We start from the raw sequence: 11,412 nt of genomic DNA on the forward strand, positions 1-11,412 counted from the left end.
AGCAGTGACGAACGCAGCAGTGACGCTCATCGGCAATCCCATCCGGTTGGCGTTGGTAGATGATCATCGGATGCTCCTGGGGGCGCTGACCGAGTGGATCCGGGGTGCCGCGGACGACATCAACATGGTCGCGGCCGTGACGACCTGGCCCGAGCTCCTCACCCACCCGGAGTTCCCGGTGGACGTGGTGCTCCTTGACCTGGACCTCAAGGACAACATTCCGGTGTCCCTGAAGATCTCCACGCTCAAGACCGCCGGTGTGAAGACCGTCCTGATGAGCACGTACTCGGAGCCGGCCCTGGTGCGCGAGGCCCTGGCCGCCGGGGCGCTCGGCTACCTCGTCAAGACCGAGGAAGCCGGCACCATCGTCGACGCCATCCACGCCGCCAATGTCGGCGAGTCGTACATCTCGGCCGAACTCGACCTGGCCCTGCACAGCGGCTCCGCCGGCGCGTCGCCGCGGCTGAGCGCGCAGGAACGCCGGGTGATGGCGTTGTACGGCGCCGGCGAGCCGGTGAAGGCCGTCGCCCACCAGCTCGGCATCTCGGAGGAGACCGCGAAGTCCTACCTCAAGCGGATCCGCGAGAAGTACCGCCTGGCCGGTTTCGACGTGGGCACCAAGGTCGCGCTGCGGAAGCGCGCCATCCACGACGGGATCCTGCTGCAGTCCGACTAGGACACCCGGCACCCGGCGGGCGGATCAGCCGACCACGTCGATCAGCTGGGTGCCGTAGGGCACGTCCACACCGCGGCGCCGGCGGTTGCGGTCGATGGCGAAGGTGATGGTCGCCAGCGCCACACCCAGCACGCTCAGGCCGAAGCCCACCCAGATCGGGGCGAGGTAGCCCAGGCCCGCGGCCACGACGACACCGCCCAGGTACGCGCCAAGGGCGTTGCCGAGGTTGAGGGCGGAGTGATTCAGCGCCGCGGCGATCGACTGGCTGTCGTGCGCCACATCCATCAGCCGGGTCTGGATGGTCGGCGAGAGCGCCGACGCCGCCCCGCCGACCAGGAACACACCGATGAGCAGCCCCGGCAGGGTCTGGGCGGACACGGCCAGCAGCAGCAGCGCTGCAAGCATCACCCCGAAGAACGTGTACATGGTGCGCCGCACGCTGCGGTCGGCCAGGGCGCCGCCGACGAAGTTGCCCGCGGTCATGCCCAGGCCGACCACGACGAGCACCAGCGGCACCGCCATGGCGGGCAGCCCGGTGATCTCGATCACGAGCGGCGCCACATAGGTGTACACGGCGAACAGGCCACCGAAGCCGACCGCGCCGATCAGCAGCGCGAACCAGACCTGCAACCGGCCGAACGCCCGCAGCTCGCTCTTCATGGTGGCGCCGGGATTGCCGGCCTGGAACGGCACCGCCACGATCACCGCGACGAACGTCACCGCGAACAGTGCGGCCACCGCGATGTACGCGACCCGCCAGCCGGCGACCTGGCCCAGCCAGGTGATCGACGGCACTCCGACGACGTTGGCGATGGTCAGGCCGGAGAGCACGATCGCGACACCGCGCGCGCGCTTGCCCGGGCCCATCAGCTCGGCCGCGACGAGCGACGCGATCCCGAAGTAGGCGCCGTGCGGCAGGGCCGCCACGAACCGGGCCACCAGCACCAGGCCGAAGCTCGGCAGCAGGGCGGAGGCGATGGTCGCCAGCGTGAACGCCGCCAGCAGGGCCAGCAGCAACTGCTTGCGGGGCCAGCGGGCCGCCGCCGCGGCGATGGTGGGCGCACCGACCACCACGCCGAGGGCGTACGCGGAGATCAGCCAGCCCGCCTGGGCGTTCGCGGTGTCCGGCGAGGAGGCGTACAGGCCGGGCAGCAGGTCGGCGGCCAGGTTGGGCAGCAGACCCATGGCCACGAACTCGGTCGCGCCGATCGCGAATCCGCCCAGGGCGAGGGCAAGCAGGGCAAGACGGATGCGGGCCGGCGACAGCGGCGCCGTCCCGGTGGAGAATGAGGGCATCGGTCCAGAATACGGGCCGATTGTTCCGGGCAGGTTACTTAGTCGGCGCCGGACTCCTTCATGGCCGCCTCGAGCCGGTCGAGTTTGCCGGTGAGTTCACCGGTGTAGCCGGGGCGGATGTCGGCTTTCAGCACCAGCGACACCCGGCTGCCGAACGCGCCGACGGCATCCGTCGCGGCCTTGACGACGGCGAAGACCTCGTCCCAGTCGCCCTCGATGGTCGTGAACATGGAGTCGGTGTGGTGGGGCAGCCCGGAGTCGCGCACGATGCGCACCGCTGCGGCGACGGCGTCGTGCACGGAATCGGACGGGCCGCCGGACGGGGCGACTGAGAATGCGACAAGCACGATGATTACTCCTTCAGGATCGAACGATGCCGGTCGGCACCGGTGTCTGAATCGGGGCCGGACGCGCTGCCGAGCCGCCACACCCGTACCATCATCCAACCCAGCAGCACCAGCTCCAACAGGTTCCGCACCGTCAGGACCAGCACCATGGTGGGGGTGGTGGCGAGCAGGCCGTTGTAGAAGTACGGGTAGACCAGCTGGGTCAGGCCGGCCATCAGCAGCGCCACGGCCGCCGGGCCGGGCCAGGCCCGCGGTGAGACCACCAGGCCGAGGATGATCGGTGCGGCGAGCCAGGTCATGAACTGCGGGGAGCCGACCTTGTTGATCGCGATCAGGGTGAGCACCAGTGCGAACAGCAACGGCGGGAACAGCCGGTCCACGCTCGCGCCGGCGCGTTGGGCTCGCCAGCCGAGCAGCAGCACGGCGGTGACGCACACTGCCAGCAGGGGGGTCATGACCGCGATGACGGCATCGGAGCCGGCGCCGACCACCTGGTAGGTCAGGATCTCCTGGTCGTAGTAGACGAGGGTGCCCGGAATCCCCAGCGCGGACTGCCACAGCCACCAGGCCGCCACGGGCGCCTCGATCTGCAGGCCCCGGTTGGTTTGCTCGGTGACGAAGCTCAGGATGGTCAGCCCACTGCCGAAGAGCTGAGCGAAACCGATGATTCCCAGCGAGGTGGCCGCGAACACCGCGATGACCTGCCGGCGTCGGGCGGACGCCACCCCCAGGGCGATGATCACCGCGACCGGCCAGACTTTCACCCAGGTCGCCAGGCTCAGCAGCACGGCGCCCGCGACCGGCCGGGTGCGCAGCCACAGCAGTCCCATGATCACCAGGGGCGCCGTCACCGAGTCGATCCGGGCGAGACCGACCGGGCCCAGCAGTAACAGGAACACCAGCCACCACCAGGCCGCGACGGTGGCGGCGCTGCCGGGCCGCCGGCCGGTGAGCATCCCGAAGGCCGCGCCGTTGATCAGCGTGACCAGGCCCAGCCAGGTCAGCGCGTAGAGCGGTGCGCCGAAGACCAGGGCGGCGAGGATCGGGGCGAGGGCCAGGATCGGGTAGACGAAAGCGGTGTCGACGCCCAAGCGTGCGGTGCCGGCGACGGTTCCATTCGCCCACCCGAGATAGACCTGCTCCACGTCGCCGAGTGGCCAGCCGATCCCGCTGAGATTGAGTGCGATGAGCACGGCGTGCACGAGCGCGAACCCCGTCCAGAGGGCGACGGGCCGGCGCAGCACCGTTCGGCGAGCCGCCGTTCCGGCCGGCCGGTTCGCTGCCGCGCCCTGCGCTGCCGGGCCGTCGGGAGATGTGGATTCGGGCACGGTCAACTGTGGCATACGCTCACGCCAGCAACGCCGCGATGGTCGCCGGCACGGCCTCGGCGATATCCAGCGCGAGCATGGGGCCGCCGGCGGATGCCCGGCTCGCGGCCGCCGCGTGCACGAACGACGCGGTGGCGGCGAGCGACGCCATGGCGTCGGCATCCGCGTCGATACGGCTGGTGTGGGTTGCCAGCAGGGCGCCGAGGATTCCGGCGAGCACGTCGCCGGAACCGGCCGTGGCCAGCCAGGCCGGCGCACCGGACACGCTCAACCGGATCCCGGAGGGTGAGGCGACGTGGGTCGTGTTGCCCTTCAGCAGTACCGTGACACCGAGCAATTCGGCGGCGCGGACCGCCCAGTCCCCTGGCTCCCGAGCGATCTCCTCGGCCGGGACGCCCTCGCCGGACCGCTGAAGCAGAGCGGCCAGTTCCCGGTAGTGCGGGGTGATCACCCGCGCGCCGGTCCCGGCGCCCACGAGGTCGAGCGCGCCGGCGTCCAGCACCGTGGGCAGGCCCTGGCGGAGGGCCTTCTGCAGCTGTGTGGTCCGGTCTGCGCTTCGCGCGCCGGCGTCCATCCCTGACCCGAGCAGCCAGGCCTGCACCCGCCCGTCGGCGGTGACCACCTCGGGGCGCCGCTGCAACACCAGGGTGGCCACCCGCCGGGGCCCGAGATAGCGCAGCATGCCCACTCCGGTGCGCCCGGCCGCCTCGACCCCGAGCACCGCGGCACCGGGGTACCCGGTGGACCCGGTGCACAGGCCCAGCACACCGCGGCTGTACTTGTCGTCGTCGGCCTGCGGCACCGCGATCCAGTCGCGCGCCTGGGCGGCTTCCCATTCCAGCCATCGTCGTGGTTTCGCCATGCACTCACGATAGGTTGTTTCGGTGTCCGATATCAGCGCATCCGCCTCGCCCACCGCACTCGACGCCGCCCCGGCGGTTTCCCTCTTCGATCCGATCAGTCTGCGCGGCGTCGTCGTCCGCAACCGGCTCTGGGTAGCGCCGATGTGCCAATACTCGGTCCAGCAACGTGACGGAGTGCCGACCGACTGGCACCTCGTGCACCTCGGCGCGATGGCCGCCGGCGGCGCCGGGCTGATCGTGACCGAGGCCACGGCGGTGAGCCCGGAGGGGCGCATCAGCGACCGGGACACGGGAATCTGGACCGATGAGCAGGCGATCGCGTGGTCGCGGATCGTGCAGCACCTGCATGGCCAGGGCGCCACCGCTGGCATCCAACTCGCCCACGCCGGCCGCAAGGGGTCCACCTGGCCGGCCTGGGGCGCGACCCGGCGCGGCACCGTGCCCGCCGAGCAGGGCGGCTGGCCGCCGCTCGGCCCGTCCGCGATCGCGTTCCCCGGCTATGCCGAGCCGGTGGCACTGGACGGGGCCGGGATCGAGACGGTCATCGCGGACTTCGTCGCGGCCGCCCGCCGTGCCGTTCGTGCCGGCTTCGACGTGCTTGAGCTGCATGCCGCGCACGGTTACCTGTTGCACCAGTTCCTCTCCCCGTTGAGCAACGAACGCACCGATGAGTTCGGCGGCTCGCTGGAGAACCGGGCCCGGCTGCTGCTCCACGTGGTCGAGGCGGTGCGCGCCGAGGTGGGCGAGACGGTGCCGCTGCTCGTCCGCTTCTCCGGCACCGACTACGCCCCCGGCGGCTGGACGGTGGAGGAGACCGCGAGCGTCGCCGGCTGGGCTGCGCAGGCCGGCGCCGACTTCTTCGACGTGTCCTCAGGCGGCAACATCACCGGCGTGCAGATTCCCCTCTCGCCCGGCTACCAGGTGCCGCTGGCGCAATTCGTGAAGGAGACCGCGGGGGTTATGGTCAGCGCTGTCGGCCTCATCACGACCGCGACGCAGGCCGACCGGATCGTGGCCTCCGGTGCGGCGGATGCGGTGATGCTCGGCCGCGAGTTCCTGCGCGACCCGCACTTCGCCCTCCGCGCCGCCGCCGAGCTGGGCGTGCAGCTGGACTACTGGCCCGGCCCGTACCTGCGGGCCACCTGGCCGGAGGAGTGACGCGCCCCCGGCCGGGTGGGCAAACCGGCTAACCGTCCTGCGCGACGCAGAGGATGTTGCCCTCGGAGTCCTTGAACCAGGCGGCACGTTCGCCGCCGGTCGTGGCGATGCCGTTCTCGGTCTTCAGCCCGGGCAGGTCGTACTCCTCGAACACCACCCCGGCCTGGCGCAGCCTGTCGACTTCGGCCTGCACGTCGGGAGTCACCCAGAGCAGGGCGGTGTTCTTGGCCGTTCCCGCGTTCTCGGTTTCGTACATCAGCACCGCGGCGCCGGCCGGGGTGCGGTAGCGCAACTCACCGTCGCGCTCCTCGGCCGGCTCGAGGCCCAGCTTGTCCTTGTAGAACGCCTTGGCCCGGCTCAAATTCTTCGCCGGCAGCACTGCGGCGGCTTCCAATTGACTCAACATGAGACACCTCACTTTCCTTTCTGCCGAACAGGCTACGCCGCCCGGTACTGGGCGGCGAGGGCTTCCGCTGGCCGGCACCGACCAGCGGGGGAACGTCGGCGGTTACCCTGAAGAGATGACGTCCGCAATTCCCGTCCCCATCGACATCCGCCTCATCGCCTCCGACATGGACGGCACCCTGCTCGACGCCGACGGGCGGGTCCCCGACCGATTCTGGCCCCTGCTCGACAAGCTCCTCGCCGCCGGCATCCTGTTCTCGCCGGCGAGCGGCCGGCAGTACCAGACCCTGCAGGCCGTCTTCGGGGACCGGGACGGTCTGGTCTATATCGCGGAGAACGGCACCAACATCGTCCAGGGCGGCGTCACCATCGCGCTCGAGCCCGTCGTTCCCTCGATCGTCGCTCCGGTCGTCGACTGGGTGCGCGCCACGGCCGCGGCCGGCACCGACCTCGGCATCGTCGTGTGCGGCGCCAGGAGCGCGTACATCGAGCGTGCCGACGATTCCTTCGTCGCCCAGGTGCGCCCGTACTACGCCGCTCTCGAGGTCGTCGACGACGTCACCGTCGCCGCCGCGAACGACGACGTGCTCAAGCTCGCGATCTTCGACCGCGGCCGGGCGGAGACCCGGACCGGTCCCGCCGTCCGCGCCCTCGACCTTTCCGCCGATGTCGTCATCTCCGGCGACAACTGGGTGGACATTATGCGGCCGGGCGCGAACAAGGGCACAGCCCTGATCCGCCTGCAGGAGCACCTGGGCATCAGCCGGGAGCAGACGATGGCGTTCGGGGATTTCCTCAACGACGCCGAGATGCTCGACGCTGCAGGGCACTCCTACGCCGTGGCCAACGCGCACCCGAGCATCCGAAAGCGCGCCCGGCACCTCGCCCCGTCCAACATCGACGAGGGCGTGATCGAGAGCATCCTCGGCGTCTTCCCGGAGCTCGCTCCGGCCCTGGCCTAGAGCCGGCGGGTGGCGTCCTGCACTTCGCCGACGAGCTCCTCGATGATGTCCTCGAGGAAGAGCACCCCGGTTGCATCGCCGGTGGCGGTGAAGGTGCGGGCCAGGTGCGCGCCGGAGCGCCGCATGGTGGCCAGCGCGTCTTCCAGGTCGGTGTCTTCGAAGATCGACACCAGCTGGCGGATCAGCTTGCCCGGGATGGGGTCGGTGTAGCCGTTCCGGCCGACCTCGACGGGATCGACGTTCAGGCCCAGCACGTCCTTAAGGTGGATGTAGCCGGCCGGTTCGCCGTTCTCGCCGTCGAGTACGAACCGGGAGAAGCCGTGCCGGGTGACGGCCTTCTCCACGTCGGCGGGCGTCGCCGACTCCGGCAGGCTGACCAGCTGGTCAAGTGGAACGGCGATGTCCCTGGCCTTCTTCGTGGTGAACTCGAACGCCGCCGACAGGGCGCCGGAGTCGTCGCTGAGCACACCCTCCTTGGTGGACTGGCTCACGATCGTGGCCACCTCGTCGAGGGTGTAGGTGCTGGTCGCTTCGTTCTTGGGCTCCACCCCGAAGAGCCGGATCACTCCGTTCGCGGTCGAGTTCAACGCCACGATGACCGGCTTGACCACCCGCCCGAAGAACACCAGCGGCGGAGCGAGGACGAGCACGGCCTGGTCGGGGATCGAGAAGGACAGGTTCTTGGGCACCATCTCGCCGAACACCACATGCAGGTACGACACGATGAACAGGGTGATCACGAACCCGATGGTGCCCACGGCGGCCTCCGGCAGCCCGGTCAACGCCAGCGGGATCTCGAGCAGGTGGTGGATGGCCGGCTCGGAGACGTTCAGGATCAGCAGTGAGCAGACCGTGATGCCCAGCTGCGACGTGGCCAGCATCAGGGTGGCGTGTTCCATCGCCCAGAGCGCGGTCCGTGCGCTCCGCTTGCCCGCCTCTGCGAGGGGTTCGATCTGTGAGCGGCGCGCGGAGATCACGGCGAATTCGGCGGCGACGAAGAACGCGTTGCCGAGCAGGAGCACGAACAGCCAGCCGATTCCGGCCCAGTCGTTCATCGGTTTCCCTCTCGAACGGTGCGGGCTGAAGAGGTCACTGCTGCCTTCTGGACGGTGCGGATGGAATCCGTGGTCGGCGGCTCGGTGGGAAGCGGGTCCGGGGTGTACCGCAGACGGTCGATGCGGCGGCCGTCAAGCCGTTCCACCCGGAGTTCACCGGTGTCTATGCGAACGATGTCGCCCACGACGGGCAGGCGGCCGAGTTCGCTCATCACGTAACCGGCCACGGTTTCGTACGGGCCGTTCTCCGGCACGCTCAGTCCGGCGCGCTCGTCGAGCTCGTCGGGCCGCAGCATGCCGGGGAAGGTGAGCGACCCTGGCGAGCGTACGATGCCGGCCCTGGTGCGGTCATGCTCGTCGGCGACCTCGCCGACGAGTTCTTCCACCAGGTCTTCGAGGGTGACGACTCCCGCGGTGCCGCCGTACTCGTCGACCACGACGGCCATCTGGAAACCGCGGCCGCGGAGCTCACCGAGCAGCCCGTCGAGCTTCATGGTCTCCGGCACCCGCAGCGCCTCGGACTGCAGCGCCGACACCGGGACATCCGCCCGGCGGAACCGGGGCACGGCAACGGCTTGCTTGACGTGCACGATGCCCACGACGTCGTCGGCGCTTTCGTCGATGACGGGGAAGCGGGAGTAGCCGGTCTGCCGGGTGAGGTCGATGACGGCCTGCGCACTGGCAGTGCGCTGGATGCTGGCCAGCCGGGGCCGGGGCGTCATCACGTCGGATGCGGTGTGGCCGGAGAACAGCAGGGTGCGGTGCAGCAGGGTCGCCGTGTCGGCCTCGAGGAGTCCGGCGCTGGCCGACCGGCGCACGAGCGAGGACAACTCCTCAGCGGTGCGCGCTCCGGAAATCTCTTCCTTCGGCTCGATGCCCACGGCGCGCAGCAGCCCGTTGGCGCTGCCGTTGAGCACCGTCACGGCCGGCTTGAACACCGTGGTGAACACGGTCTGGAACGGGATGACGAGCTTGGCGGTCTGGATCGGAAGGGCCAGGGCGAAGTTCTTGGGCACCAGCTCACCGATGATCATCGAGATCAGGGTGGCCAGCACGATGGCGACGGTGGAGCCGACGACCGGGACCGCGGCGGCGGGCAGGCCGATCAGGTCCAGCGGACCGGAGAGGAGGGTGCTGATGGCGGGCTCAAGGGCGTACCCGGTGAGCAGGGTGGTGAGGGTGATGCCCAGCTGGGCGCTGGAGAGGTGTGTCGAGGTGATCTTCAGCGCCGCGATGGTCATCGTCAGGCGGGTTTCACCGCGTTCCTGGCGGGCCTCGAGGTCGGAGCGGTCGAGGTTGACCAGCGCGAATTCGCTGGCCACGAACAAGCCCGTGCCCAGCGTCAGGATCAGGCCGAACCCGAGCATGATCCACTCATACACGGGCAGCACCGCCGCTGGTTACGGGCGAGGGTTCATGGTCGGTCGGATGCGCAGAGGGGGGGTCGTCCATTAGAGGGCCAACTATACCGTTCGGGTCTGGGGATTTTGCCCCGGATCACCAGGACACCACCAGCGCTTTGCCTTCTTCGTAACCGGCGGCCGACTGGATGCCGACCTTGGCCCGGTCCTGGAATTCCGCGACGCTGGCTGCCCCGGCGTAGGTGAACGAGCTGCGCACCCCGGAGGTGATCATGTCCAGCAGGTCTTCCAGCGACGGGCGTAGCGGGTCGAGGTAGATCTTCGAGCTGGAGATGCCCTCCGCGAAGAGGGTCTTGCGGGCCAGTTCGTAGGGGTCGAGCCGGTCGAACCGGTCGCGCACGGCCTTGGTGGAGGCCATCCCCCAGCTTTCCTTGTACAGCGCGCCGGAGGCGTCGGTGTCCAGGGTGCCCGGCGCCTCGATGGTGCCGGCGAACCAGGAGCCGATCATCACGGATGCCGCACCGGCGGCGAGCGCGAGCGCCACGTCCCGCGGGTAGCGCACGCCTCCATCCGCCCAGACGTGCGCGCCGAGCTTGCCGGCGGCCTCGGCGGTTTCAAGCACGGCGGAGAACTGCGGCCGGCCCACCGCGGTCATCATGCGGGTGGTGCACATGGCGCCGGGGCCGACCCCCACCTTGATGATGTTCGCGCCCGCACCGACGAGGTGCTCGACGGCGTCGGCGGTGACGACGTTGCCCGCCACGATGGGGATGCCGAGCTTCAGCGCCGACACCGTGCGGAGCGCGCGGATCATGCCGGCCTGGTGGCCGTGGGCGGTGTCGAGCACCAGGACGTCGACACCCGCGGCGGCCAGCGCCCGCGCTTTGGCGGCCACGTCGCCGTTGATGCCGACGGCGGCGGCGACCAGCAGCCGGCCGTCCGGGTCGACGGCGCTCTGGTAGAGGGTGGAGCGCAGGGCGCTCTTGCGGCTGAGGGTACCGACCAGCTTGCCGCGCAACAGCACCGGGGCGAAGTCGAGGTCGGCGGCGGTCATCACGTCGAACGCGCCGCGCGGGCTGTCGATGTCCTCGGCGTCGAGGGAGGGCAGCGCACCGTGCAGCAGGTCGCCGAGCCGGGCATCCGGCAGCGCGCTCGCCAGGCGGGACGCGTCGATGCAGCCCAGGTATTGCTCGCCGTCGCCGTGGATGACGAGACCCTGGCCCTCGACCGGCGGCACCTGGCGCAGCGCGTCGGCGACGACGGCGTCGGGCCCGAACACGAACGGGGTGTCGAACTGCACCGGCTGGGCCTTCACCCAGCGGATGGCGGCGTCCAGGTCCTGCAGGTGCATGTCCTGCGGCAACACGCCGAGGCCGCCGCGCCGCGCGAGGGAGGCCGCCAGGCGCGGCCCGGTCACCGAGTTCATGTTCGCGGACACGATCGGGATTGTGGCTGCCGTGCCGTCGCCGGGTGCGAGGGAGACGTCGAGGCGGCTGTTCACAGCCGATTGGCTGGGCACCAGGAAGACGTCAGAGTAGGTCAAATCGTGGGGAGGTACCGCTCCATAGAACTGCATGTTTTAACGCTAGTCCCCACAAGCCGTACCGGCGCAGCGCCGTGAGGGGATTAGTCTTGATATCAACACACTGACCCGGCGGTTGTGATCGCCATGGACAATCAGAATCAACGAAGAGAGTGGGCGATCAGCTGTGTCGAACCAGTTGACCGGCGGTGGGTCTGAAGAGACGGCCGCTGCTGAATTCGGAGCCAACGAGTGGCTCGTAGACGAATTTTACGAACGTTACCTCATCGACAAGAACTCGGTGGACCAGGCCTGGTGGCCGATCCTGGACAGTTACCACCAGACGGCGACAGCCACCGCCGAGGCCGCCGCTGAGCCGGCCTCCGCCGGTGCCGCCTCCGCTGCCGCTCCCGCCGCGGCCGAGGTGCCGCCGCTGGCC

12 protein-coding genes are annotated in these 11,412 nt (G+C 69.9%); 4 read left to right on the top strand and 8 right to left on the bottom strand.

The window, feature by feature from the left end; translation table 11 throughout:
• Window positions 1–4: 4 nt before the first annotated feature.
• A complete protein-coding gene (locus tag JWP54_RS13225) occupies window positions 5–676 on the top strand; it encodes a response regulator transcription factor (protein ID WP_297372821.1) in 672 nt (223 codons plus the stop codon).
• 24 nt (window positions 677–700) lie between these two features.
• On the opposite strand, the gene JWP54_RS13230 is transcribed toward JWP54_RS13225, so the two are convergent.
• Genes JWP54_RS13230 through JWP54_RS13245 form a run of 4 tightly spaced genes read right to left on the bottom strand, consistent with a single transcriptional unit; the run spans window position 701 to window position 4,509 of the window.
• Window positions 701–1,972 (bottom strand): MFS transporter, encoded by a 1,272-nt coding sequence (locus JWP54_RS13230; protein WP_297372822.1) that lies wholly within the window; start codon window positions 1,970–1,972, stop codon window positions 701–703.
• 38 nt (window positions 1,973–2,010) lie between these two features.
• On the bottom strand, window positions 2,011–2,319 hold the full coding sequence (locus tag JWP54_RS13235) for a thiamine-binding protein (protein ID WP_297372824.1): 309 nt from the start codon (window positions 2,317–2,319) through the stop codon (window positions 2,011–2,013).
• Window positions 2,320–2,324: 5 nt separating this feature from the next.
• On the bottom strand, window positions 2,325–3,647 hold the full coding sequence (locus tag JWP54_RS13240; protein ID WP_297372826.1) for a glycosyltransferase 87 family protein: 1,323 nt from the start codon (window positions 3,645–3,647) through the stop codon (window positions 2,325–2,327).
• 19 nt (window positions 3,648–3,666) lie between these two features.
• Window positions 3,667–4,509 (bottom strand): ADP/ATP-dependent (S)-NAD(P)H-hydrate dehydratase, encoded by an 843-nt coding sequence (locus JWP54_RS13245; RefSeq protein WP_297372827.1) that lies wholly within the window; start codon window positions 4,507–4,509, stop codon window positions 3,667–3,669.
• A gap of 22 nt (window positions 4,510–4,531) precedes the next feature.
• Between JWP54_RS13245 and JWP54_RS13250 the strand changes: the two genes are divergently transcribed.
• Window positions 4,532–5,668 (top strand): NADH:flavin oxidoreductase/NADH oxidase, encoded by a 1,137-nt coding sequence (locus tag JWP54_RS13250; RefSeq protein WP_297372829.1) that lies wholly within the window; start codon window positions 4,532–4,534, stop codon window positions 5,666–5,668.
• A 28-nt stretch (window positions 5,669–5,696) separates the two neighbouring features.
• Here JWP54_RS13250 and JWP54_RS13255 read toward each other — a convergent pair whose 3' ends face one another.
• Window positions 5,697–6,074: a VOC family protein gene (locus JWP54_RS13255; protein WP_297372830.1), complete on the bottom strand. Its 378-nt coding sequence runs from the start codon at window positions 6,072–6,074 to the stop codon at window positions 5,697–5,699.
• Between the two features lie 115 nt (window positions 6,075–6,189).
• Between JWP54_RS13255 and JWP54_RS13260 the strand changes: the two genes are divergently transcribed.
• Entirely contained in the window at window positions 6,190–7,035 is an 846-nt protein-coding gene (locus JWP54_RS13260; protein WP_297372832.1) for a Cof-type HAD-IIB family hydrolase, read from the top strand.
• Here JWP54_RS13260 and JWP54_RS13265 read toward each other — a convergent pair.
• From JWP54_RS13265 to JWP54_RS13275, 3 genes are all read right to left on the bottom strand, one after another.
• A complete protein-coding gene (locus JWP54_RS13265; protein ID WP_297372833.1) occupies window positions 7,032–8,090 on the bottom strand; it encodes a hemolysin family protein in 1,059 nt (352 codons plus the stop codon). The two genes, JWP54_RS13260 and JWP54_RS13265, sit on opposite strands and share 4 nt — an antisense overlap.
• On the bottom strand, window positions 8,087–9,457 hold the full coding sequence (locus tag JWP54_RS13270; protein ID WP_297372839.1) for a hemolysin family protein: 1,371 nt from the start codon (window positions 9,455–9,457) through the stop codon (window positions 8,087–8,089). The genes JWP54_RS13265 and JWP54_RS13270 overlap by 4 nt, the downstream gene beginning before the upstream one ends.
• 130 nt (window positions 9,458–9,587) lie before the next feature.
• Window positions 9,588–11,027: a GuaB1 family IMP dehydrogenase-related protein gene (locus JWP54_RS13275; protein WP_297372834.1), complete on the bottom strand. Its 1,440-nt coding sequence runs from the start codon at window positions 11,025–11,027 to the stop codon at window positions 9,588–9,590.
• 133 nt (window positions 11,028–11,160) lie between these two features.
• On the opposite strand from JWP54_RS13275, the gene JWP54_RS13280 reads away from it, so the two are divergent.
• Window positions 11,161–11,412, top strand: a 252-nt coding sequence (locus tag JWP54_RS13280) for a hypothetical protein (RefSeq protein WP_297372835.1), incomplete at its 3' end; no start/stop codon positions are given.

It is taken from the genome of Cryobacterium sp., assembly GCF_025463825.1.
In the GTDB taxonomy this organism is placed as follows: Bacteria; Actinomycetota; Actinomycetes; order Actinomycetales; family Microbacteriaceae; genus Cryobacterium.

Excerpts from the sequence above, each read along its gene's own strand:
- JWP54_RS13230 (WP_297372822.1), bottom strand. The coding sequence starts at position 1,972 with ATGCCCTCATTCTCCACCGGGACGGCGCCGCTGTCGCCGGCCCGCATC.
- JWP54_RS13245 (WP_297372827.1), bottom strand. The coding sequence starts at position 4,509 with ATGGCGAAACCACGACGATGGCTGGAATGGGAAGCCGCCCAGGCGCGC.
- JWP54_RS13255 (WP_297372830.1), bottom strand. The coding sequence starts at position 6,074 with ATGTTGAGTCAATTGGAAGCCGCCGCAGTGCTGCCGGCGAAGAATTTG.
- JWP54_RS13260 (WP_297372832.1), top strand. The coding sequence starts at position 6,190 with ATGACGTCCGCAATTCCCGTCCCCATCGACATCCGCCTCATCGCCTCC.
- JWP54_RS13265 (WP_297372833.1), bottom strand. The coding sequence starts at position 8,090 with ATGAACGACTGGGCCGGAATCGGCTGGCTGTTCGTGCTCCTGCTCGGC.
- JWP54_RS13270 (WP_297372839.1), bottom strand. The coding sequence starts at position 9,457 with ATGCTCGGGTTCGGCCTGATCCTGACGCTGGGCACGGGCTTGTTCGTG.
- JWP54_RS13275 (WP_297372834.1), bottom strand. The coding sequence starts at position 11,027 with ATGCAGTTCTATGGAGCGGTACCTCCCCACGATTTGACCTACTCTGAC.